Here is a 21,829-nt window from a genome sequence, read left to right as displayed (position 1 = left end):
CAGGGGGCGGGCGGTGACGTGGAGACCGTGACCGGATTCGAACCGGTGTAACTCGAGTTGCAGTCGAGCCCCTGAGCCTCTCGGGCACACGGTCCTGCGCGGTGTCGCTGAACCGACCGTAGGCCCGGCCGCGCGGGCCGTTCAAGGGCTGCGGCGGGCGTGCAACGCGACCGCCACACGCCGTTCACGTACGGCCCGCGGACGTAGGACCAACGGCTGAGGCCGGGGCCGACCACCGACAGGGTTCACCAGGCGTTTCACCCCTTACCCTTGGCTCATGACCGCCCTGGAACCGCGCGACGCCGATGTCCCGCGCCTCATCGAAGACGTCGACGCCCCCGCCCCGGCGGGGCCCGGTTCGCCGGAGGGCATTCTCGGGCGCACCTACCGGGCGCTCAGCATCGGCATCGTCTCCGTGGTGTTCCTGATCGCCTTCGAGGCCACCGCCGTGGGGACCGCGATGCCGGTCGCCGCGCGTGAGCTGCACGGCATCCCGCTGTACGCGTACGCGTTCTCGGCGTACTTCACCACCAGCCTCTTCGCCATGGTGCTGTCCGGGCAGTGGGCCGACCGGCGCGGCCCGCTCGCCCCGCTGGCCGCCGGGATCAGCGCCTTCGCGGCCGGGCTCCTGCTGTCCGGGACCGCGGGCACCATGTGGATGTTCATCGCGGGCCGCGCCGTGCAGGGGCTCGGCGGCGGACTGGTCATCGTCGCGCTGTACGTGGTGATCAGCCGCGCCTACCCGGAGCACCTGCGGCCGGCGATCCTGGCCGCGTTCGCCGCGAGCTGGGTGATCCCCTCGGTCGTCGGGCCGCTCGCCGCCGGCAGCGTCACCGAGCACCTGGGCTGGCGCTGGGTGTTCATCGGCATCCCGGTCCTGATCGTCTTCCCCCTCGCGCTCGCGCTGCCCGAGATCCGGCGCATGGCGTCCGGCCCGGCCGACCCGGAGGCGCCGGTGGCGGCGTACGACCGCCGGCGCATCGCGCTCGCCCTGGGCATCTCGCTGGGCGCCGGGCTGCTCCAGTACGCCGGCCAGGAGCGGAACTGGCTCTCGCTGCTGCCGGCCGCCGCCGGGGCCGCGCTGCTCGTCCCCGCGATCCGGGGCCTGCTGCCCCACGGCACGTGGCGGGCGGCGCGCGGGCTGCCCGCGGTGGTCCTGCTGCGCGGGGTCGCGGCCGGGTCCTTCATCGCCGCCGAATCGTTCGTCCCGCTGATGCTGGTCACCCAGCGAGGCCTGTCCCCGACCCTGGCGGGCCTCTCCCTGGCGGCGGGCGGCGGCACCTGGGCGCTGGGCTCCTACGTGCAGTCCCGGCCCCGTCTCGAACCACACCGCGAACCACTGATGGTCGGCGCCATGATCCTGGTCGCCCTCTCCATCGCGGCGGCCCCCGCCGTGCTGATCACCTCCGTGCCGGTCTGGACCGTGGCCGTCGCCTGGGCCTTCGGCTGCTTCGGCATGGGCGTGGTGATCGCCTCCACCAGCGTGCTGCTCCTGAAGCTGTCCGCCCCCGAGGAGGCCGGCGCCAACTCGGCCGCCCTCCAGATCTCCGACGGCCTCTCCAACGTCCTCCTGCTGGCCGCGGGCGGCGCCGCCTTCGCGGCCCTGGGCGGCGGCACGATGGACGCCACGGAGACGGCCGCCACCACCTCCCACCCGGCCGCCTTCGCGGTCGTCTTCTTCCCGATGGCGGCGGTGGCCCTGGCGGGGGCGTGGGTGGCGGGGCGGGTACGGGAACGGTGAGTGGTACCAAACTGACCCCACTGGTGGTACCGTTTTGGTATGGCTATGAACCTGCGTCTCCGCGATGACCAGACCGAAGCCCTCAAGCAGCGTGCCGAGCAGGAGGGCACGAGCATGCACGCCATACTGCTCAAGGCCGTGGACGACTACCTGGCCCGAACCGCCCAGCAGGCCATCGTGCGCCGGACGGCGCAGGAGCAGGCGGCCAAGTGGAGTGAGCTCATGGAGCGGCTGAAGTGAGCTGTGTCTACCTGAGCTCCGAGGATGTTCTCGTCATCGCCGAGCACGCCTGCCCCGACATGCGGGTCGTGCTTCGCGACGCAGGACTTCTGGAGTCGGCCGCGCACCGGCCGTCGGCGTCCATGTTCGGGCAGGAGGCGTACCCGGACGTCCTCGACAAGGCGGCCGCGCTCCTGCAGTCGCTGGCGGTCAACCACCCGTTCTTCGACGGCAACAAACGCACCGCCTGGCTGTCCTGCGTCACCTTTCTCGCCATGAACGGGATCGACCTCCGGCCCGACATCGACGCGGCGGAACGCCTGGTCATCGCGGTCGCGACGGGAGAGGCCGATGAGGTCGCGGTCATCGCGAAGGGGTTGCGCGAGCTGGTGGCCGGCCCCGTGTGAGAGCCGTCGCACTTCCGTGCGGGGTGGCGCGGAAGACGGCGGTACGGGGCAGCCGCCCCGGTAGGGTGGCCCGGTTGTCGTATCGCGTGCGGAGCCGGTCCGGCCCGCGCGGACAGCGCCCACGTACCCGAGAGACCCGAACCGGAGACCGTGACTACTACCGCCTCCCACCACCTCTCACCCGCCTTCCCCGGCCGCGCCCCCTGGGGCACGGCCGGAAAGCTGCGAGCCTGGCAGCAGGGCGCCATGGAGAAGTACATCCAGGAACAGCCGCGCGACTTCCTCGCCGTCGCCACCCCCGGCGCCGGGAAGACCACCTTCGCGCTGACCCTCGCGTCCTGGCTGCTGCACCACCACGTCGTGCAGCAGGTCACCGTCGTCGCGCCCACCGAGCACCTGAAGAAGCAGTGGGCCGAGGCGGCCGCCCGGATAGGGATCAAGCTGGACCCCGACTACAGCGCCGGTCCGCTGAGCAAGGAGTACCACGGGGTCGCCGTCACCTACGCGGGCGTCGGCGTCCGCCCGATGCTGCACCGCAACCGGTGCGAGCAGCGCAAGACCCTCGTCATCCTCGACGAGATCCATCACGCCGGTGACTCCAAGTCCTGGGGCGAGGCGTGCCAGGAGGCGTTCGACCCCGCGACCCGGCGGCTCGCGCTCACCGGCACCCCCTTCCGCTCGGACACCAACCCGATCCCGTTCGTCGTGTACGAGGAGGGCGACGACGGCATCCGGCGCTCCTCCGCCGACTACACCTACGGCTACGGCAACGCCCTGGCGGACGGCGTCGTGCGCCCCGTGATCTTCCTCAGCTACAGCGGCAACATGCGCTGGCGCACCAAGGCGGGCGACGAGATCGAGGCCCGGCTCGGCGAGCCGATGACCAAGGACGCCATCGGGCAGGCCTGGCGCACCGCCCTGTCGCCCACCGGCGACTGGATTCCCAATGTGCTGAGCGCCGCCGACAAGCGCCTCACCGAGGTCCGCAAGGGCATCCCGGACGCGGGCGGGCTCGTCATCGCCACGGACCAGGAGTCGGCGCGCGCGTACGCCAAGATCCTGAAGAAGGTCACCGGCGAGTCGGCCACCGTGGTGCTCTCCGACGAGAAGGCCGCGTCGAAGAAGATCGACAAGTTCAGCCAGGACGACTCGCGCTGGATGGTCGCCGTCCGCATGGTGTCCGAAGGCGTCGACGTGCCGCGCCTGGCCGTCGGGGTGTACGCGACCACCATCTCCACCCCGCTCTTCTTCGCCCAGGCCGTCGGCCGCTTCGTGCGCTCCCGCAGGCGCGGCGAGACCGCGTCCGTCTTCGTGCCCACCATCCCGATGCTCCTGGAGTTCGCCAACGAGATGGAGGTCGAGCGGGACCACGTCCTCGACAAGCCCAAGAAGGGCGGCGACGAGGAGAACCCGTTCGCCGAGGAGGACAAGCTCCTCGCCGACGCCGAGAGGCTGGAGGACGAGGAGACCGAGGAGCAACTGCCCTTCGAGGCCCTGGAGTCCGACGCGGTCTTCGACCGGGTGCTCTACGACGGCGCCGAGTTCGGCATGCAGGCCCACCCGGGCAGCGAGGAGGAGCAGGACTACCTCGGCATCCCCGGGCTCCTCGAACCCGACCAGGTCCAGCTGCTGCTCCAGAAGCGGCAGACCCGGCAGATCGCGCACAGCCGCCAGAAGCCCGCGTCCGAGGCCGACCTCCTGGAGAAGCCCGCCCAGGACCGCCCGGTCGTCACCCACAAGCAACTCCTCAGCCTGCGCAAGCAGTTGAACACCATGGTCTCCGCCTACACCCACCAGAGCGGCAAACCGCACGGCGTGATCCACACCGAGCTGCGCCGGGTCTGCGGCGGACCCCCGAGCGCGGAGGCCACCGCCGGGCAGATCGAGCAGCGGATCAAGAAGGTCCAGGAGTGGGCCACCCGGATGCGCTGATCCGCGTACGGCGACACGCTCACGGCGTCAACAGGCCCCGGAACCCCGGCACATGGGTCCCGGGGCCTTGTCGATCAATGAATCGGCCGAAAAAATTTTCACGGTGAGTTAACCGTGGTTCACATCCGGTCTACGGAGCGTCGCGGGAGAGTCGGCCGACATGGACGCGCGTAGACCCGCGGTGAACCGCCCGCGCGCCGCTGACCGGCGCTTATGTTCGTACGCCGCAACCGGGCTCCGGACGGAGACCGGATTCTGGACGAGGGCTTCCGCTGAGCGGACTCGCTCGCTACTGTCCAAAAAATGTGAACGCCCCGTGGCAACGCCGCCGCGGAGCGCAGCCGGTGCCTTGGCCAGGCCGGCGGCCTCTCCGTGCGTCGCCCCGGGACCGGTGGCGCACATCCCACGGGACGGCCGCGGCCGCTCACCACGGAGGAGAGGGCGTCGTGACCGCGGAGACCTCCCAGACGCTCGACAGAGGACTGCGTGTCCTCAAACTGCTCGCCGACACCGACCACGGCCTGACGGTCACCGAGTTGTCCAACAAACTCGGCGTCAACCGCACCGTGGTCTACCGTCTGCTCGCCACGCTGGAGCAACACGCCCTGATCCGCCGCGACTTGGGCGGCCGGGCGCGGGTCGGCCTCGGCGTCCTGCGCCTCGGCCGCCAGGTCCACCCCCTCGTGAGGGAGGCGGCGCTTCCGGCGCTGCGCTCGCTGGCCGAGGACATCGGGGCCACCGCCCACCTCACCCTGGTCGACGGCTCCGACGCGCTGGCGGTGGCCGTGGTGGAACCGACCTGGACCGACTACCACGTCGCCTACCGGGCGGGCTTCCGCCACCCGCTGGACCGGGGCGCCGCCGGCCGGGCGATCCTCGCCGCCCGCCAGAGGCCGGTGGGCGAGACCGCCTACACCCTCACCCACGGCGAACTCGAAGCGGGCGCGAGCGGTGCGGCGGCGGCGCTCATCGGCGTGACGGGGGTGGAGGGCAGCGTCGGCGTCGTCATGCTGGCGGACTCCGTCCCGGAGCGGGTGGGGCCCCGGGTGGTGGACGCGGCCCGTGAGGTGGCGGACGCGCTCCGCTGACGCGGGTACGTCGCGCCGGGGCCCCGGATCGCCCGGGCGGCCCGGCCCGGAGCGCCGGACGTTAGATTGGACCGGTGTCCACACAACGCCTCGCCCTGGCCGCCCTCCCCGTCGTCGCCCTCCTCGGCACAGCCGCCTTCGCGCCGCTGCCGTTCACGCTGGCGCAGCCCGGGACGACCGCGGACGTGCTCGGGGACGACCACGGCACCCCGGTGATCAGCATCGAGGGCGCGCCCACCCGCCCCACCCGGGGCGAGCTGCGGATGACGACGATCGTGGCGACGGGCCCGAAGGCGGACGTCGGCATCGGGGACGTCGTGGACGGCTGGTTCCGTACGGACCGGGCCGTGATGCCCCGCGACTCCGTCTACCCGACCGGCGGCTCCGAGAAGGAGATCGAGAAGCACAACCTGGACGACATGGCCAAGTCCCAGGACGCCGCCGTCGACGCCGCCCTGAACTACCTGGGCCGGAAGCCCGGATCGGTCGACGTCACCCTGCACCTGGCGGACATCGGCGGCCCCAGCGCCGGACTGTTCTTCGCGCTCGGCATCGTGGACAAGCTGGACGGCGACGGCTCGGGCGGCGACCTCACCGGCGGACGCACCATCGCGGGCACGGGCACGATCGACGCGAAGGGCGAGGTCGGCGCGGTCGGCGGGGTCTCGCTCAAGACCCAGGCGGCCCGGCGGGACGGGGCGACCGTCTTCCTCGTACCGAAGGCGGAGTGCTCGGAGGCGAAGTCCGAGCTGCCGAAGGGCCTGCGGCTGATCCCGGTCAGGACGCTGAAGGACGCGGTGAACTCGCTGCGGGCCCTGGAGCACGGCGGCGAGATCCCCGGCTGCTGAGCTCCGGACGGCAGGGCCCGGACCGGCCCTAGACGGGGCGCGGGGCGCGGGCCGGGCGGCCGGCGCCGGCCGGGAGCACGCGCAGGCCCATCCTCACGATGGTCCAGCCCAGCCTGCTCCGCAGCTTCCGGCGCAGGGCGGCGCGGCGGGCGACGCGGAGGTCCCGGAGGTGGAGGCGCATCTCGGGGGAGTGGACGCGGTAGGGGGCGAGGTAGGTCTCGGGGTCCATGGCGGTCGGTCCCTTCAGTCGGTGCGGCGCGGGAAGACGTGCAGGTGGGTGCGGACGACGGCGGAACCCTCGGTGCCCTCGGGCACGCGGCCGCGGTAGGTGTCGATCAGCTCGTGGACCTTCTCGGCGAGTTCGCGGGAGAGCTCGGGCGTGAGCCGGATCTTGAAGTCGCTGAGGCTCGAGCCCTCGTACCACTCGCGGGACCACTCGTGCATCGTGCCGAGCCAGGTGCTCAGCTCCTGGGCGTGGATCGTCGCCACCTCGTGGAGGACGACGCCCATGGCACCGCGCACCTCGGGGTCGGCGTCGTGCATCAGTTCGGAGTCGAAGGCGGTGCCGGCGTGGGACGCCCGCCACCAGCGCTCGCGGCCCTTGCCGAGCGTCGGGTCGTCCTCGACGAAGCCGTACGAGGCCAGTTGCCGCAAGTGGTAGCTGGTGGCGCCGCTGGACTCGCCGAGCCGTTCGGCGACGCCGGAGGCGGTGGCCGGGCCGTGCTCCCGAAGGGCGTTGAGCAGGCGGATGCGCAGCGGGTGGGCGAGGCCGCGCAGGGCGCGGGAGTCGATGCGGAGGAAGTCCAGCTCGGCCGCCGTCGCGCTGTGGTCGTCGTTCGGTTCGGTGGGTGCCATGGTTCCACCGTAGAGTTGCAAAGGATGTTTTGCAACGGGTCTTTGCAAAGAACCTTTGTAACTTCGCCTGCCCGTTCCCGCCCGTTCTCTCCCGGTCTCACCCCTCCTTGATGAACCCCTCCTCGATCAGCCAGTCCTTCGCCACCTCGTGCGGGTCCTGGCCCTCGACGTCCACCTTGGCGTTCAGCACCTGGGCGACCTCCGTGTTCAGCCGCTTGCTGAGCGGGTCGAGGAGGCCGGCGATCTCCGGGTACTTCTCCAGCGTCGGGGTGTGCACCACGGGCGCCGCGTTGTAGTTGGGGAAGAAGTGCTTGTCGTCCTCCAGGACTTCCAGGTCCATCGCCTTGATGCGGCCGTCCGTGGTGAAGACCTCGCCGAGCAGGCAGGAGTCGGACTTGGAGACCTGGGTGTAGATGATCCCGGCGTCCATCTTGCGGATGCTGGAGGCCGGCAGGGACATCCCGTACGCCTTCTCCATGCCGGGCAGCCCGTCGTCGCGCGAGGCGAACTCGTTCTCGACGCACACCGTCACCGCCGACGGGTTCTTCTTCGCCAGGGCGGCCACGTCGGACAGCGTCTTCAGGTGGTACCTGGCGTTGTTCCGGCGGCTGATGGCGAGCGCGTACGTGTTGTTGAGGGTGGACGGCCGCAGCCAGGTCACCCCGTTCCTCAGGTCCGCGTCGCGCACCGCCTTCCACTGCTCCATCGGGTCGGCGATCGGCTTCGCGTGCCCGAGGTACGTGATCCAGCCGGTGCCCGTGTACTCGTACTCGGCGTCCGCGTCGCCCTGGATGACCGCCTCGCGGGCGCTGATCGAGCTGGGCAGATTCGTCCGGTCCAGGACCTCGGCCCCGGCCGCCTTGAAGATCAGCCCGATCATCTGGCCCAGGATGATGTTCTCGCTGAAGTTCTTCGAGGTGACCGTCAGCGACGCGCCGTCCAGCGGCTGCCCCTGCCCGACCGACCCCGGCACCACGTCGTCCACCATCGGCGACCCGCTCTTCAGCCCGCACCCCGCCAGCACCAGGGACAGTGCGGCCCCCGCCGCCAGAGCCCCGCGCATCCGCCGCGTCCTCATCGCCCCACCTCCAGGCCGCGCGGGGTCAGGGCCACCTCGGCCAGCGAGGCCAGCCAGTCCACCAGGAGCGCCAGCACCACCGTCAGGACCGAGCCGAGCACCAGGACCGGCATGCGCTGGGTCTGGATGCCCGAGGTGATCAGGTCGCCGAGCCCGCCGCCGCCCCCGAAGGTCGCCAGGGTCGCCGTGCCCACGTTCAGGACGAGCGCGGTCCTGACCCCGGCCAGGATCAGCGGCACGGCGAGGGGGAGTTCGACCTTGGTCAGGGTGCCCATCGCCGACATGCCGATGCCGCGCGCGGCCTCCACCATGTTCGGCTCGATCGCCTTGAGGCCGGCGACCGTGTTGGACAGCACCGGCAGCACCGCGTAGATCACCATGCCGGTGATGGCGGTCGACGGGCCGATGCCGAGCCAGATCACCAGCAGCGCCAGCAGACCGATCGCCGGGGTCGCCTGCCCGATGTTGGCGATCGCCGTGACCACGGGCGCTGCCCTGGTCAGGCCGCGCCGGGTCAGCGCGATGCCCAGCGGAATGGCGATGACCAGCACCCAGAAGGTGGAGATCGCGGTCAGTTTCACGTGCTGCCACCAGCGCACCTCGACCGTGTCGCCGGCGATGGAGTTCTCCGCGATCGAGTCCAGGTGGACGTTCTCGATCCAGACGTACGTGAGGACCAGCACGACCGCGAGGATCGCCGGCAGCACCACCAGCTTGCGCCAGGTGATCCGGCGCGCCGGTTTCGCCGGCCGCGGGACGGGCTCGGCCTCCTCCTCGTCCCGGAAGGCGTGCCCCTGCACCTCGTGCTCGCCCGGCGGCCGTTCGCGGCCCGGCGCGCGGGAGGAGCCGGAGGGGGAGTCGGGGGTCATGCGCCCGCACCGCCCTCCAGCTCCTCGGCGGTCTGGTGGACCCGCAGCTCCTCCAGATCGTGCTGGTGCTCGATGGCGGCGAGCCGGTCCGCCTCCAGGAGCTCGTGCACCGAGTTCATCAGGGTGTGCATGTCCACCACCCCGGTGAACTCACCGCGCCGCCCGGTCACCGCGACCCGCCCGCCGCTGTCGGTGAGCACCGCCTCCAGCGCGTCGTGCAGGGTCGCGTCCCGGGTCACCGTGTCGTGGACCAGCTGCCCGGCGCGCGCCAGGGAGCCCCGGGCCCGCATCAGGTCGCCGCGCCGCAGCCACTTGTAGGGGCGGCCCCGGCGGTCCAGCATCAGCAGCTCGTTGTGCGAGCCGCTGCGCAGCTTGTTGAAGATCGACTGGAGCGGGTCGTCCACCGTCACGGTCGGGAAGTCGGCGATCTCCACCTCCCGCACCCGGGTCAGGTTGAGCCGCTTCAGCGCCGCACCCGCGCCGACGAAGCCGGAGACGAAGTCGTCCGTCGGATTGGTGAGGATGGCCTCCGGGGTGTCGAACTGCGCGATGTGCGAGCGCTCGCGCAGCACCGCGATCCGGTCGCCCAGCTTGATCGCCTCGTCGAAGTCGTGGGTGACGAAGACGATCGTCTTGTGCAGCTCGTGCTGGAGCCGGATCAGCTCGTCCTGGAGGTGGTCGCGGGTGATCGGGTCGACCGCGCCGAACGGCTCGTCCATCAGCAGCACCGGCGGGTCGGCGGCCAGCGCCCGGGCCACGCCCACGCGCTGCTGCTGCCCGCCGGACAGGGCGCGCGGATAGCGGCCGTGGAACTCGCGCGGATCGAGCCCGACCAGGTCCAGCATCTCCTCGACCCGGTCCTTCACCCGGGACTTGGACCAGCCCACCATCTTCGGGACCAGGGCGATGTTCTCGGCGACCGTCATGTGCGGGAAGAGCCCGGAGGACTGGATGGCGTATCCGATCTTCCGGCGCAGCTTCACCGGGTCGATGTCGGTGACGTCCTCGTCGTCGATCCGGATGCGGCCCGAGGTGGGCTCGATCAGCCGGTTGATCATCTTCAGCGTGGTGGACTTCCCGCAGCCGGACGGGCCCACGAAGATCACGGTCTCGCCGGCCTTGATCTCCATGGAGACGTTCTCCACGGCGGGGCTCGGGTTGCCCGGGTAGCGCTTGGACAGGTTCTCCAGCTGGATGGCGGCGCCGGAGGTGGCCACCGGCTCCGACGCGGTCTCGGTCGAGGTCTCAGACACGGATGCCCCTCGGGATGGTGAGCCGGCCCAGCAGGACGTACGCGGCGTCGAAGAGCAGGGCGAGGATGACGATGCCGAGCGTGCCCGCGAGCACCTGGTTGATCGCGTTGGCGCTGCCCAGCGAGGCGATGCCCCGGAAGATCTCGTTGCCGAGGCCGGGCCCGGAGGCGTACGCGGCGATGGCGGCGATCCCCATCAGCATCTGCGTGGAGACCCGGATGCCGGTCAGGATCGGCGGCCAGGCCAGCGGCAGCTCCACCTTGAACAGCCGCGTGGTCCGCGACATCCCGATGCCCTTCGCCGCGTCCACCAGGGCCGGATCGACGCCGCGCAGGCCCACGATCGCGTTGCGGACGACGGGGAGCAGCCCGTACAGCGTCAGCGTGATCACCGTGGGTGCGACGCCGAGGCCGACCAGCGGGATGAGCAGACCGATGGCGGCCAGGGACGGGATGGTGAGCACGGTCGCCGTCGAGGTGATCGCCACCGAGGAGCCCCAGCCGCTGCGGTAGCTGACGACCCCGATCAGGACACCGAGCACGGTGGCGATGACCATGCACTGGAAGACCGCGCTGACGTGCTGGAAGGCGTCGGTGAGCAACTGCTGATGACGGTTGGCCACGTACTCCCAGAAGCTCACCCGTCCTCCTCGGCTCAGTCGGTGTCCCGTGCCGCCTGTTCCACCAGCGGGATGACGCGCAGCGGCACGGCGTTCTCCATGACGATGGCCGTGGAGGCCCGGACGATGCCATCAAATCCGACAACGCGGTCGATCACCCGCTGGAGATCCGCGTTGGACCGGGCCACGAGCCGGCACAGCATGTCCCCGTGCCCGGTGGTGGTGTGCAGTTCGAGGACCTCCGGTACGCCGCTCAAGTGCGCCCGTACGTCGGCCCCTTGACCCTGTTTGATCTCCAGCGTCGCGAACGCGGTGACCGGATAGCCGAGGGCCGCCGGATCGACGTCCGGACCGAAACCGCGGATGACGCCATTGGACTGAAGGCGGTCCAGCCGCGCCTGCACCGTCCCGCGTGCCACGCCCAGCCTGCGCGACGCCTCCAGGACCCCGATCCTGGGTTCACGCGCGAGCAGCACGATGAGCCGCCCGTCGAGTCGGTCGATCGCCATGTCCCGGCCTCCGTCGGTGTGATGGGCACATGTGATGGGCACCATGTACAGATAGTCCGGTCATCATGGCCAACCGCTATACAGGTTGACCAGTGATCACGCGAACTGTTGCGCACCTTGCAAAGTGGCGGGAACCTCTGGGCATGACAGAGACGATGCACAGCACCCCCGAGACGTCCCGGCAGGCCGACCCCTTCCCCGTCAAGGGGATGGACGCCGTCGTCTTCGCCGTGGGCAACGCCAAGCAGGCCGCGCACTACTACTCGACCGCCTTCGGCATGAAGCTGGTGGCCTACTCCGGCCCCGAGACCGGCAGCCGCGAGACCGCCAGCTACGTGCTCACCAGCGGCTCCGCCCGCTTCGTCCTCACCTCCGTCGTGAAGGCGTCCACCGACTGGGGCCACTTCCTGGAGGACCACGTCGCGGCCCACGGCGACGGCGTGATCGACCTCGCCATCGAGGTCCCGGACGCCCGCGCGGCGTACGCCTACGCCGTCGAGCACGGCGCCACCGGCATCGAGGAGCCCTACGAGACGAAGGACGAGCACGGCACCGTCGTGCGCGCCGCCATCGCCACGTACGGCAAGACCCGCCACACCCTGGTCGAGCGCTCCGGCTACGACGGCCCGTACCTGCCCGGCTACGTCGCCGCCAGCCCGATCGTCGAGCCGCCGGCCAAGCGCTTCTTCCAGGCCATCGACCACTGCGTCGGCAACGTCGAGCTCGGCAAGATGGACGAGTGGGTCGGGTTCTACAACAAGGTCATGGGCTTCACGAACATGAAGGAGTTCATCGGCGACGACATCGCCACCGAGTACTCCGCGCTCATGTCCAAGGTCGTCGCCGACGGCACGCTCAAGGTCAAGTTCCCGATCAACGAGCCGGCCATCGCGAAGAAGAAGTCGCAGATCGACGAGTACCTGGAGTTCTACGGCGCCGCCGGTGTCCAGCACATGGCGCTCGCCACGAACGACATCGTCGCCTCGGTCAAGGCGATGCGCGCCGCCGGTGTGCAGTTCCTGGACACCCCGGACTCGTACTACGACACGCTCGGCGAGTGGGCCGGCGAGACCCGGGTGCCGGTCGAGACCCTGCGCGAGCTGAAGATCCTCGTGGACCGCGACGAGGACGGCTACCTGCTGCAGATCTTCACCAAGCCGGTCCAGGACCGCCCGACCGTCTTCTTCGAGATGATCGAGCGCCACGGCTCCATGGGCTTCGGCAAGGGCAACTTCAAGGCCCTGTTCGAGGCGATCGAGCGCGAGCAGGAGAAGCGCGGCAACCTCTGACCCGCGGGGCGTGAGTGAGGGGCGGGCCGCTCTCCGGCCCGCCCCTCCTCCGCCGCGCCGGCCGGTACGTCAGCGAACGGCCGCCGCCGGCGCCGGTGACGGCTGTACGGGGGCCTGCGCGACGGCCGCCGCGGGCGCCGGGCCGGCCGGGCCGGGCGCCGGACCGCCGCCGGGCGCGGGCTGCCGCTGCGGTGCCGGGGCCTGCGGCGCGGGGGGCTGCGGGGCCGGGGCCTGGGGCGCCGGGGCCTGCGGGGCCTGCGGCTCCGGGGCCGGCGGCCGCATGTCCGCCGGGCCGCCCGCCGGCGGCTCGCCCAGGTCGTCCAGCGCCTCCCGGGCCAGTGGCGCGTCCAGCGGCGAGAACTCCGGGTTGGTCCGCAGCGCCCCCTCCAGCCGGCGGCGCGCCGAGCCGTAGTCGCCCAGCGCCCGCTGCACCATGCCCAGGTGATACGCGTACGAGGCGTTCTGCCCGCCCGAGTCCACGGCCCGCTGCGCGTACTCCAGCGCCCCGTCCGAGTCGCCCGACCGGTGCAGCGCCCAGCCCAGCGCGTCCGCCACCGCCGCGCTGCGGTGCCCCCGCTCCCACTCCGCCCGCAGCAGCTCCACCGCCGCGTCCGCGTCGCCGTGCGCGGCCTCGAAACGGCCCAGGAGCAGCGACTCGTCCACACCGCGCGCCTTGCCCCGGTCCAGGGCCGCCCGCAGCTTCTCGTACTGGCCCACCGAGTCGCCGTCGAGCCCCAGCGACTCGTACAGCTCGCCCAGTTCGAGCAGGTAGCCCGGGCGCGGCGACTTCGCCAGGGCGGCCTGGTAGTCCCGCACCGCCTCGTCGGTGCGCCCGAGGGCGGCCAGTGCCCGGGCCCGCCCGGCGAGCGCCGGATGGTGGCCCTTCTCCACGCGCAGCGCCGACCCGTACTGCGCCACGGCCTCCTTCGGCTCGCCCCGCTCCCAGGCCAGGTCCCCGAGCCTGGTCAGGCAGGCGGCCTTCTCGGCGGGCGTCCCCGCCCGGTTCGCCGCGTCCTGCGCGGTGGCCAGCGCGTCCTCGCGCCAGCCCCGGTCGCGGTACATCTCGGCGGCCCGGCCCAGCGCCGGGACCCCGGCCCGCAGCTCGGTGAACCGCTCCACGGCGGTGATCGCGGACTTCTGGTCGCCGAGGCCGTTGTAGGCGTCGATCAGCTGGGGGTAGACCGTCCACTCCTTCGGCGCGCGCTTGCGGACCGTCTCGCCCCACTTCCTGGCGGTCACGAAGTCGCGGCGGGCGTTGGCCAGGGAGGCGAGGCCCACCCAGGCGGCCGTGTTGCCGCTCTCGCCGGGGCGCACGTCCAGCGACCGCTTCAGCGCCTGCTCGGCCCGGGTGTAGTACGCCGGGTCGGCGGCCCGCCGCCCCACCTCCACGTACGCCGAACCCAGCACCGCCCAGGAGTCCGCGTCCGAGGGGTGCGTGCCCACCCACTTCTGCCGGTCCCCGACGAGCGCCCTCAGATCGGCGAGCGCGGCGGGGGAGCCGGCGGCCGTCGCGCTCATCGCCCGCGAGACCGGGCCGGCCACGGGCGGGGCCGCTTCCTTGTCGTCGTCGGGCACCGCGACCACCGCGCCGGTCACCAGGACGGCGCCCGCCACCATGCCGAAGGCGGCCCGCCGCAGCGTTGTCCGCATCGTGGGGGGCGGCGGCTCTGCCAGGGACGCGGGGTCCGGCCGTGCCGCGTCCGGGGCGGGCCAGTCGGTGTCGAAGGAGTACTCGGGCCCGGAGGCCCCCGGGGGCTGCTGAGGCGTGAGATCCATGCCGCTCACTGTGCGTCAGTATGAAGATCACACCGAGCCTTGGGATCGTCACCGCAGACGGGTTCACACCAATGGGCCCGGGTGTCACGCTTGGATCATGGACGATCTCCTCGAACAGCTGCGGGCGGGTCTTCCCGCCGGGGCCGTGCTCACCGACCCGGACGTCACCGCCTCCTACGCCCACGACATGGCGAGCTTCTGCGAGGCCGGCACCCCCGCCGCGGTCGTGCTCCCGCGCACCGTGGAACAGGTCCAGCACGTCATGCGCACCGCCACCGCACTGCGCGTCCCCGTCGTCCCGCAGGGGGCCCGCACGGGCCTGTCGGGCGCCGCCAACGCCACGGACGGCTGCATCGTGCTCTCCCTGGTGAAGATGGACCGCATCCTGGAGATCAGCCCCGTCGACCGGATCGCCGTGGTCGAGCCCGGGGTGGTCAACGCCGTGCTGTCCCGCGCGGTGGACGAGCACGGCCTGTACTACCCGCCGGACCCCTCCAGCTGGGAGATGTGCACCATCGGCGGCAACATCGGCACCGCGTCCGGCGGCCTGTGCTGCGTCAAGTACGGGGTCACCGCCGAATACGTCCTCGGCCTCGACGTCGTCCTCGCGGACGGGCGCCTGCTCAGCACCGGCCGCCGCACCGCCAAGGGCGTCGCCGGATACGACCTCACCCGCCTCTTCGTGGGCTCCGAGGGCAGCCTCGGCGTCGTCGTGAAGGCCGTCCTCGCGCTGAAGCCCCGGCCGCCCCGGCAACTCGCCCTGGCCGCCGAGTTCGCCGACGCGGCGGACGCCTGCGACGCGGTCTGCCGGATCATGGAGGGCGGCCACACCCCGTCACTCCTCGAACTGATGGACCGTACGACCGTCCAGGCGGTCAACCGGATGGCGGGCATGGGCCTCCCCGAGACCACGGAGGCCCTGCTGCTCGCCGCCTTCGACACCCCGGACCCGGCCGCCGACCTCGCCGCCGTCGCCGCCCTGTGCACCGCCGCCGGCGCCACCGACGTGGTCCCCGCCGAGGACGCGGCCGAGTCCGAGATGCTGCTCCAGGCCCGGCGGATGTCGCTGACCGCGCTGGAGACCGTCAAGCCGGCGACGATGATCGACGACGTGTGCGTACCGCGCTCGCGGCTCGGCGCGATGCTGGCGGGCACGGCGCGGATCGCCGGGAAGTACGGCCTGACCATCGGCGTCTGCGCCCACGCGGGGGACGGCAACACCCACCCCGTCGTCTGCTTCGACCCCGCCGACGCCGACGAGTCCCGGCGGGCCCGGGAGTCCTTCGACGAGATCATGGCGCTCGGCCTCGCGCTCGGCGGCACGATCACCGGCGAGCACGGGGTGGGCGTGCTGAAGAAGGAGTGGCTGGCCCGGGAGCTCGGCGAGACCGGCGTGGAACTGCACCGGAGCATCAAGCAGGCGTTCGACCCGCTCGGGCTGCTCAACCCGGGCAAGGTCTTCTGACCGGCCCCGGCCCGGGCCCCCGCTCCTCAACTCTCCCCGTCCTGCGACTCGTCCGACGGCCACGGGTCGCTCATCCACAGATCGTCGGCCGGCAGCGGCGCGAGGAGTTCGGCCAGCCCCTCGTCGATGCCGAGCCGTTCGGTCTCCGTACCCGGCGGCACCACGCGCAGCGTCCGCTCCACCCAGACCGCCACGGCGGCGGCCGGCATCTCCAGCAGCGCGTTGCCGTCCGGCGACGTCAGCGCCACGCAGATGACGCCGTTCCCGTCCACCTTGGTCGGCCAGATCCGCACATCCCCCTGCCCGCACGGCCGGAACACCCCCTCCACCAGCAGATCGCGGGCGAACGTCCAGTACACCGGCGAGTCCGAGGTGATGTGGAAGGTGATGTGCACCGCGTACGGGTCCTCCGCGCGGTAGGTCAGCCTGGCCGGTACGGGGATGCTGCGCTCGGGCGACAGGACCAGCTTGAGCTCCAGCTCGCGTTCCACGACGGTGTGCATGACGGCGTCCTTCCGTTCTCCGGGGCCGGTCCCACGACCGGCCCGCACAGGTGAGAGCGCCCCGCACGCCATCCATTACGCGACTTCCCGGAAAAAGTTCGCGTGACCGGAAAGTGGGCCAAACATCCGGACCGGCCCGGCGGTACGCACCCGTCTGGTAGATGTGGAGCCCCTGATTGAGGCCGCGAAGAGATACGGGACCAGGTGATGAGCGCCCCAACCCCGGCACCCGGTGACGAGAGCCCCCGCGAGGGCTATTACCCCGACCCGTCCATCCCCGGTTACGTCCGCTACTGGAACGGCGCCTCCTGGGTGCCCGGCACGAGCCGCCCGGCCCCGAAGCCGGGGCCGGAGGAACCGGCGGCGGTCGAGGAGACCGGCCCCGTCTTCCTCGACGAGGAGGGTTACGGGGACGGCCGCCCCGAACCCGCCATCGCCTGGCAGGCCGATGCCTCCCGCCAGTCCGGCTTCGCCGGCGCGCGGCAGGTGGCGTGGCCGGAGGCCCCGGACGAGCCGGCCCCCGAGGACGCGAAGCCGCCCGCGCAGAGGGTTCCGTCCTCGAACGCCGGACGGGCCGGGTTTCAACGGGCTGAGGCTGACGAGCCCGGCCGGCCGGACCAAGCCCGTCCGGCGCTTGAGGACGGAACCGGCACGCCGGAGCCGGCTGAAGGCACTCTGACCCTCCGCACGCTCAACGCCCACCCCGCGCCGCAGGCGCCCATCGCGCCGCAGGCGCGTCCCGCGCCGCAGCCTCAGCCGCATCCCGCGTCGCAGGCGCCCGTCCCGTCGCAGCCGCATCCCGCGCCTCAGCCGCGTCCCGTGCCCCAGGCGCCCGTCCCGCCGCAGGCGCACCCCGTGCCCCAGGCGCCCGTCCCGTCGCAGCCGCACCCCGCGCCGCAGGCGCCCGTCACGCCCTGGAAGCCTCCCGCCAACGACCCCTTCCGGGACCTCGTCGCGGCGCGGACGTCCGGTCGCCCCGCGCCGCTCGGCAAGCGGTTCGCCGCCCGGCTCATCGACACCGTGCTGCTGGGCGCGCTCACCGCCGTGGCCGCCGTGCCGCTGGCCGGCCGGGCCGTGGACCACATCGACGGGAAGATCGACGCGGCGAAGCAGACCGGCGAGACGGTCACCGTATGGCTGCTGGACACCACCACGGCCGCGCTGGGCGGCGCGGCGCTGGGGGTGTTCCTGGTGCTGGGCGTACTCCTCGACGCGCTGCCGACCGCGAAGTGGGGCCGTACGCCCGGCAAGAAACTGTGCGGGCTCGACGTACGGGACATCGAGTCCCACGAGATCCCCGGCTTCGGCGCCGCGCTGCGCCGGTGGCTGGTCTACGGCGTGCTGGGCGTCCTGGTCGTGGGGGCCGCCGGTGTGCTGTGGTGCCTGGTGGACCGGCCGTGGCGCCAGTGCTGGCACGACAAGGCGGCCCGGACCTTCGTCGCGGGCTGACGCCGTCCGCCGAACGGCGTCCCCCGAACGCACCTGAGCCGTTGCGGGGCCCCGGACCCCGCGATGCACTGCCCCCATGAGCAACGATCAGCCGCCGCCCGGTCAGCCGCCCGAGGACGACCCGTTCAGGAAGCGGCCGCCCGGGGACCAGCCGCCGCCGTCGTCCGGCTCGCCCTACGGCGGCAGCGCCCCGCCGCCCCCGCCCCCGCCGTACGGCCCGGGACCCTACGGCGGCGGCCCGTACGGCGGCGCGGACCCGCTGGCGGGGATGCCGCCGCTCGCGGAGCCGGGCAAGCGCATCCTGGCCCGGCTGATCGACTTCCTGATCATCTCGATCCCGCTGTACCTGATCTCGCTGCCCTGGGGCGGCGCGGTCGGGATGTCGGACGGCAACGGCAACGACGACGACGTCAGCGACGTCTTCGCCCAGACCTACAGCGGGCATCAGCTGCTCTGGTCGCTGATCGGGCTCGTCTGCTACGTCGCGTACGACACGTACTTCACGCACAAGGACGGCCGCACGCTCGGCAAGCGGCTGCTGAAGATGCGGGTCGCGATGCTCAACGACGGCAGGGTGCCGGACACCGGCGCGGCGTTCCTGCGGGCCGTGGTGCTGTGGCTGCCGGCGCTGCTGTGCTGCCCGTGCCTGTGGTGGCTGATCAACATCGTGCTGATGTTCACGGACAAGCCCTACCGCCAGGGGCTCCAGGACAAGGCGGCCAAGACGGTGGTGGTCACCGTCAACTGACCCCGGGTCCGGGCCCGGCCGGCACTCAGCGCGGGCTTCGCGCCGAGACGGGCGCGCGCTCCTCGTCACGGGCGGCGGGCGCGGCGCCGCGGTGCGCGGCGACCGGACGGCCCGTCCCCGCCGCCCCTGCCGCGTACCGGCGCGGCCTCGCGGGTACGGAGACGGACACCACGAGCCCGAGGGCGAGCGCGACCGTGCCGACGGCGGCGATGCCGATGCCCGAACTGGTGCGGAACAGCAGCAGCATGACCAGGGTCGAGAAGACGACGGTGACCGAACCGTAGGAGAGCTGTGCGGCAGTAGGACGCGGCATGGCGTTTTCCGTCCTCGGGACGTCGGATGGGCGGTCTCTCAACACGGTCGCGCTGTCAAGCGACTCTATGACGGTGGATGCCCTGGAGGAACGGGTGGTAAGCGTAACCTAACCCACAGTGCCGGTGCATGGGGGGCGCACGGAGTCATACCCCGCGCCCCTGTGGGGGGTTGACGCACCGGCGGGTGGCGAACGTCTCGTCCGCATTCCGGAACGGTGCTCCTGCATAGTGCACTTGTTCCATTCAAGTCAAGGTCTGTCTTTTCTTCCGTAACTCCGGTCGAATGGCGTCACTTGTGACGCGTTCCGCGCGCGGCCTCTCCACACTCCCGGGCCGTCGCCGCGGGCGCCGGGGAGGACTGCATCACGTGATCAATAAGAGACGGGCGCTTCGGACCGGGGCGGTTGTCGTGGCCATGGCCGCGACCGCCGCGACCGCATCCGCCTTCGCCACCGCTCAGGCAGATGACCAGGCGTCGGGCACCGCTGCCTCCATCGACCGCCGGGACCCGGGGTCGGCCAAGGGCAACAACCACGACCTGGAGGGCCCGTTCAGCAAGCAGCAGGCCGCTCAGCGCCAGGCTGCCCTGGAACAGGTCATATCCGGCGACAAGAAGGTCTCGTCGCGCGGAGGCTCCAAGGTCGTCAAGCTCGACAGCAACAAGTACGTCGAGCTCGGCCGTGAGAAGACCGACAAGATCTTCACCGTCCTGGTGGAGTTCGGTGACCAGGTCGACAACACGACCATGTACGACCCGGACGGCGCCGGCCCCAAGCCCGCCGTCAAGAAGTACGGCGGCACGCCGGGCCCGCTGCACAACCAGATCGCGCAGCCGGACCCGAAGAAGGACAACAGCACCGCCTGGCAGGCCGATTACAACCAGGCCCACTTCCAGGAGATGTACTTCGGCGAGGGCGCCGGCAAGCACTCCCTGAAGACGTACTACGAGAAGACCTCGTCCGGCCGCTACTCGGTCGACGGAGAGGTCTCCGACTGGGTCAAGGTCCCCTACAACGAGGCGCGCTACGGCTCGAACTACTGCGGTTCGACCAACTGCGCCAACGCCTGGGACATGATCAAGGACGGCGTCAACGCCTGGGCCGAGGACCAGAAGGCCAAGGGCCGCACGTCCGAGCAGATCAAGGCGGACCTCGCCCAGTACGACCAGTGGGACCGCTACGACTACGACAACGACGGCGACTTCAACGAGCCCGACGGCTACATCGATCACTTCCAGATCGTGCACGCGGGTGAGGACGAGTCGGCCGGCGGCGGCGTCGAGGGCACCAACGCCATCTGGGCGCACCGCTGGTACGCGTACGGCACCAACGCCGGCGCCACCGGCCCGGCCAACAACAAGGCCGGCGGCACCGAGATCGGCGACACCGGCATCTGGGTCGGCGACTACACCGCGCAGCCCGAGAACGGCGGCCTGGGCGTCTTCGCCCACGAGTACGGCCACGACCTCGGTCTTCCGGACCTGTACGACACGACCAACACCGCCGAGAACTCGGTCGGCTTCTGGTCGCTGATGTCGGCGGGCTCCTGGCTCGGCACCGGCCAGGGCAGCATCGGGGACATGCCCGGTGACATGACCGCCTGGGACAAGCTCCAGCTGGGCTGGCTGAACTACGCCGAGGCCAAGGCCGCGACGAAGTCCACCCACAAGCTGGGCGTGTCCGAGTACAACACCAAGGACAAGCAGGCGCTCGTCGTCGAGCTGCCGGCGAAGGCCGTCACCACCGCCGTCACGACGCCCGCCGAGGGCGCCAAGCAGTGGTGGAGCGACATGGGCGACAACCTCAGCAACACGCTGTCGCGCTCCGTCGACCTCACCGGCAAGTCCAAGGCGTCCCTGGACCTCCAGGGCTGGTGGGACATCGAGAAGGACTACGACTACCTCTACACCGAGGTGTCCACCAACGGCGGCACCAGCTGGACCGCGATCGACGGCACCGCCGACGGTCAGCCGATCCCGCGCGACGCCAGTGACAAGCCGGCCCTGACCGACGTCTCCGGCAAGTACCAGAAGCTGTCGTACTCGCTGGACGCCTACGCGGGCCAGAAGATCGACATCCGCTTCCGCTACGCCACCGACGGCGGCGCGGGCGGCGTGGGCTTCGCGGCCGACACCATCTCGGTGACCGCCGACGGCACCGCGCTCTTCACGGACAACGCCGAGGGCGACGACAACGGCTGGACCAGCAAGGGCTTCTCGCGGGTCGGCAAGTCGTTCGAGAAGGACTACCCGCAGTACTACATCGCGGAGAACCGTCAGTACGTCAGCTACGACGAGACGCTCAAGACGGGCCCGTACAACTTCGGGTTCTCCACCACCCGTCCGGACTGGGTCGAGCACTTCCCGTACCAGAACGGTCTGATGGTCTGGCTCTGGGACACCTCCCAGAAGGACAACAACGTCTCCCAGCACCCGGGCCAGGGCCTGATCCTGCCGGTGGACGCGCACGCCAAGCCGCTGAAGTGGGCGAACGGCGCGGTCATCCGCAACAAGATCCAGCCCTTCGACGCGCCGTTCAGCTGGTACCCGACCGACGGCTTCACGCTGCACCTGGCCGACCAGGCCGTGAAGATCAAGCCGCAGCTCGGCGTCCCGTCCTTCGACGACCACAAGGGCACCTATTGGTACGCGGAGAACCCGACCGGAAGCGTCAAGGTTCCTGACACCAACACCAAGATCACGATCGTCAACGAGCCGCTCAACGGCGACACGATGACCGTCCAGGTCGGTGCCTCGAAGAAGTAGACCCGCATCACCGCAGGTCACAGCATGATCGGCCGTCGCCCTCTAGCGGGCGGCGGCCGATCGTGTTTAGGTGCCCCTGTTCACTTTCTTATTGACACGATGT

The 21,829-nt window shown here is 71.4% G+C and carries 21 protein-coding genes and 1 tRNA gene; 11 read left to right on the top strand and 11 right to left on the bottom strand.

Annotated elements, in window-relative coordinates; genetic code table 11:
* Positions 1–19 precede the first annotated feature (19 nt).
* A tRNA-Cys gene (locus tag FKN01_RS03630) sits at positions 20–94 on the bottom strand.
* 183 nt (positions 95–277) lie between these two features.
* Here FKN01_RS03630 and FKN01_RS03625 point away from each other — a divergent pair.
* The 6 genes from FKN01_RS03625 (at position 278) to FKN01_RS03600 (ending at position 6,235) form a co-directional block, all read left to right on the top strand.
* A complete protein-coding gene (locus FKN01_RS03625) occupies positions 278–1,741 on the top strand; it encodes an MFS transporter (protein WP_143616242.1) in 1,464 nt (487 codons plus the stop codon).
* 39 nt (positions 1,742–1,780) lie between these two features.
* Entirely contained in the window at positions 1,781–1,981 is a 201-nt protein-coding gene (locus tag FKN01_RS03620; RefSeq protein ID WP_093710790.1) for a ribbon-helix-helix protein, CopG family, read from the top strand.
* Positions 1,978–2,367 (top strand): type II toxin-antitoxin system death-on-curing family toxin, encoded by a 390-nt coding sequence (locus FKN01_RS03615; protein ID WP_143616240.1) that lies wholly within the window; start codon positions 1,978–1,980, stop codon positions 2,365–2,367. The genes FKN01_RS03620 and FKN01_RS03615 overlap by 4 nt, the downstream gene beginning before the upstream one ends.
* Before the next feature lie 150 nt (positions 2,368–2,517).
* On the top strand, positions 2,518–4,299 hold the full coding sequence (locus FKN01_RS03610) for a DEAD/DEAH box helicase (RefSeq protein WP_143616238.1): 1,782 nt from the start codon (positions 2,518–2,520) through the stop codon (positions 4,297–4,299).
* 446 nt (positions 4,300–4,745) lie between these two features.
* Positions 4,746–5,387: an IclR family transcriptional regulator gene (locus FKN01_RS03605; protein WP_143616236.1), complete on the top strand. Its 642-nt coding sequence runs from the start codon at positions 4,746–4,748 to the stop codon at positions 5,385–5,387.
* A gap of 74 nt (positions 5,388–5,461) precedes the next feature.
* On the top strand, positions 5,462–6,235 hold the full coding sequence (locus FKN01_RS03600; RefSeq protein ID WP_143616234.1) for a S16 family serine protease: 774 nt from the start codon (positions 5,462–5,464) through the stop codon (positions 6,233–6,235).
* Between the two features lie 28 nt (positions 6,236–6,263).
* On the opposite strand, the gene FKN01_RS03595 is transcribed toward FKN01_RS03600, so the two are convergent.
* From FKN01_RS03595 to FKN01_RS03565, 7 genes are all read right to left on the bottom strand, one after another.
* Positions 6,264–6,464, bottom strand: a complete 201-nt coding sequence (locus tag FKN01_RS03595; RefSeq protein ID WP_143616232.1) for a hypothetical protein — start codon at positions 6,462–6,464, stop codon at positions 6,264–6,266.
* Positions 6,465–6,478: 14 nt separating this feature from the next.
* A complete protein-coding gene (locus FKN01_RS03590) occupies positions 6,479–7,090 on the bottom strand; it encodes a winged helix-turn-helix domain-containing protein (protein WP_143616230.1) in 612 nt (203 codons plus the stop codon).
* Positions 7,091–7,187: 97 nt separating this feature from the next.
* The gene (locus tag FKN01_RS03585) at positions 7,188–8,153 is read right to left on the bottom strand and encodes a glycine betaine ABC transporter substrate-binding protein (RefSeq protein WP_143616228.1); all 966 of its coding nucleotides are present in this window, start codon (positions 8,151–8,153) and stop codon (positions 7,188–7,190) included.
* 11 nt (positions 8,154–8,164) lie between these two features.
* Positions 8,165–9,037, bottom strand: a complete 873-nt coding sequence (locus FKN01_RS03580; protein WP_143616226.1) for an ABC transporter permease — start codon at positions 9,035–9,037, stop codon at positions 8,165–8,167.
* Positions 9,034–10,290: a betaine/proline/choline family ABC transporter ATP-binding protein gene (locus FKN01_RS03575; protein ID WP_143616224.1), complete on the bottom strand. Its 1,257-nt coding sequence runs from the start codon at positions 10,288–10,290 to the stop codon at positions 9,034–9,036. Before FKN01_RS03575 ends, FKN01_RS03580 begins: the two co-directional genes overlap by 4 nt.
* The gene (locus FKN01_RS03570) at positions 10,283–10,930 is read right to left on the bottom strand and encodes an ABC transporter permease (protein ID WP_143616222.1); all 648 of its coding nucleotides are present in this window, start codon (positions 10,928–10,930) and stop codon (positions 10,283–10,285) included. Before FKN01_RS03570 ends, FKN01_RS03575 begins: the two co-directional genes overlap by 8 nt.
* A gap of 14 nt (positions 10,931–10,944) precedes the next feature.
* Entirely contained in the window at positions 10,945–11,418 is a 474-nt protein-coding gene (locus FKN01_RS03565; RefSeq protein WP_018517925.1) for an Lrp/AsnC family transcriptional regulator, read from the bottom strand.
* A gap of 143 nt (positions 11,419–11,561) precedes the next feature.
* Between FKN01_RS03565 and hppD the strand changes: the two genes are divergently transcribed.
* A complete protein-coding gene (gene hppD, locus FKN01_RS03560) occupies positions 11,562–12,707 on the top strand; it encodes a 4-hydroxyphenylpyruvate dioxygenase (protein ID WP_143616220.1) in 1,146 nt (381 codons plus the stop codon).
* Between the two features lie 69 nt (positions 12,708–12,776).
* Here the strand turns inward: hppD and FKN01_RS03555 are convergent, their stop codons facing one another.
* Positions 12,777–14,483 (bottom strand): tetratricopeptide repeat protein, encoded by a 1,707-nt coding sequence (locus FKN01_RS03555; protein WP_143616218.1) that lies wholly within the window; start codon positions 14,481–14,483, stop codon positions 12,777–12,779.
* A gap of 97 nt (positions 14,484–14,580) precedes the next feature.
* On the opposite strand from FKN01_RS03555, the gene FKN01_RS03550 reads away from it, so the two are divergent.
* On the top strand, positions 14,581–15,948 hold the full coding sequence (locus tag FKN01_RS03550; protein WP_143616216.1) for an FAD-binding oxidoreductase: 1,368 nt from the start codon (positions 14,581–14,583) through the stop codon (positions 15,946–15,948).
* A 26-nt stretch (positions 15,949–15,974) separates the two neighbouring features.
* Here FKN01_RS03550 and FKN01_RS03545 read toward each other — a convergent pair whose 3' ends face one another.
* On the bottom strand, positions 15,975–16,451 hold the full coding sequence (locus FKN01_RS03545; RefSeq protein ID WP_143616214.1) for an SsgA family sporulation/cell division regulator: 477 nt from the start codon (positions 16,449–16,451) through the stop codon (positions 15,975–15,977).
* A gap of 207 nt (positions 16,452–16,658) precedes the next feature.
* Here FKN01_RS03545 and FKN01_RS03540 point away from each other — a divergent pair, with 207 nt between their 5' ends.
* Both FKN01_RS03540 and FKN01_RS03535 read left to right on the top strand, forming a co-directional pair.
* Positions 16,659–17,900, top strand: coding sequence for an RDD family protein (locus FKN01_RS03540; protein ID WP_143616212.1), 1,242 nt, complete (start codon positions 16,659–16,661; stop codon positions 17,898–17,900).
* A 76-nt stretch (positions 17,901–17,976) separates the two neighbouring features.
* Complete coding sequence (locus FKN01_RS03535; RefSeq protein ID WP_143616210.1) at positions 17,977–18,648, top strand: RDD family protein; 672 nt, start codon at positions 17,977–17,979, stop codon at positions 18,646–18,648.
* A gap of 25 nt (positions 18,649–18,673) precedes the next feature.
* Here FKN01_RS03535 and FKN01_RS03530 read toward each other — a convergent pair whose 3' ends face one another.
* Entirely contained in the window at positions 18,674–18,961 is a 288-nt protein-coding gene (locus tag FKN01_RS03530; RefSeq protein ID WP_143616208.1) for a hypothetical protein, read from the bottom strand.
* 368 nt (positions 18,962–19,329) lie between these two features.
* Between FKN01_RS03530 and FKN01_RS03525 the strand changes: the two genes are divergently transcribed.
* Positions 19,330–21,726: an immune inhibitor A domain-containing protein gene (locus FKN01_RS03525; RefSeq protein ID WP_185992722.1), complete on the top strand. Its 2,397-nt coding sequence runs from the start codon at positions 19,330–19,332 to the stop codon at positions 21,724–21,726.
* Positions 21,727–21,829: the final 103 nt, after the last annotated feature.

Origin of the sequence: Streptomyces sp. 130 (assembly GCF_007096885.1) — a bacterium.
Lineage (GTDB): Bacteria > Actinomycetota > Actinomycetes > Streptomycetales > Streptomycetaceae > Streptomyces.
This window is presented reverse-complemented; position numbering and strand designations above follow the sequence as displayed.

Excerpts from the sequence above, each read along its gene's own strand:
- FKN01_RS03580 (WP_143616226.1), bottom strand. The coding sequence starts at position 9,037 with ATGACCCCCGACTCCCCCTCCGGCTCCTCCCGCGCGCCGGGCCGCGAA.
- FKN01_RS03590 (WP_143616230.1), bottom strand. The coding sequence starts at position 7,090 with ATGGCACCCACCGAACCGAACGACGACCACAGCGCGACGGCGGCCGAG.
- FKN01_RS03585 (WP_143616228.1), bottom strand. The coding sequence starts at position 8,153 with ATGCGCGGGGCTCTGGCGGCGGGGGCCGCACTGTCCCTGGTGCTGGCG.
- FKN01_RS03550 (WP_143616216.1), top strand. The coding sequence starts at position 14,581 with ATGGACGATCTCCTCGAACAGCTGCGGGCGGGTCTTCCCGCCGGGGCC.
- FKN01_RS03540 (WP_143616212.1), top strand. The coding sequence starts at position 16,659 with ATGAGCGCCCCAACCCCGGCACCCGGTGACGAGAGCCCCCGCGAGGGC.
- FKN01_RS03620 (WP_093710790.1), top strand. The coding sequence starts at position 1,781 with ATGGCTATGAACCTGCGTCTCCGCGATGACCAGACCGAAGCCCTCAAG.
- FKN01_RS03535 (WP_143616210.1), top strand. The coding sequence starts at position 17,977 with ATGAGCAACGATCAGCCGCCGCCCGGTCAGCCGCCCGAGGACGACCCG.
- hppD (WP_143616220.1), top strand. The coding sequence starts at position 11,562 with ATGACAGAGACGATGCACAGCACCCCCGAGACGTCCCGGCAGGCCGAC.
- FKN01_RS03625 (WP_143616242.1), top strand. The coding sequence starts at position 278 with ATGACCGCCCTGGAACCGCGCGACGCCGATGTCCCGCGCCTCATCGAA.
- FKN01_RS03565 (WP_018517925.1), bottom strand. The coding sequence starts at position 11,418 with ATGGCGATCGACCGACTCGACGGGCGGCTCATCGTGCTGCTCGCGCGT.
- FKN01_RS03595 (WP_143616232.1), bottom strand. The coding sequence starts at position 6,464 with ATGGACCCCGAGACCTACCTCGCCCCCTACCGCGTCCACTCCCCCGAG.
- FKN01_RS03530 (WP_143616208.1), bottom strand. The coding sequence starts at position 18,961 with ATGCCGCGTCCTACTGCCGCACAGCTCTCCTACGGTTCGGTCACCGTC.
- FKN01_RS03545 (WP_143616214.1), bottom strand. The coding sequence starts at position 16,451 with ATGCACACCGTCGTGGAACGCGAGCTGGAGCTCAAGCTGGTCCTGTCG.
- FKN01_RS03555 (WP_143616218.1), bottom strand. The coding sequence starts at position 14,483 with ATGGATCTCACGCCTCAGCAGCCCCCGGGGGCCTCCGGGCCCGAGTAC.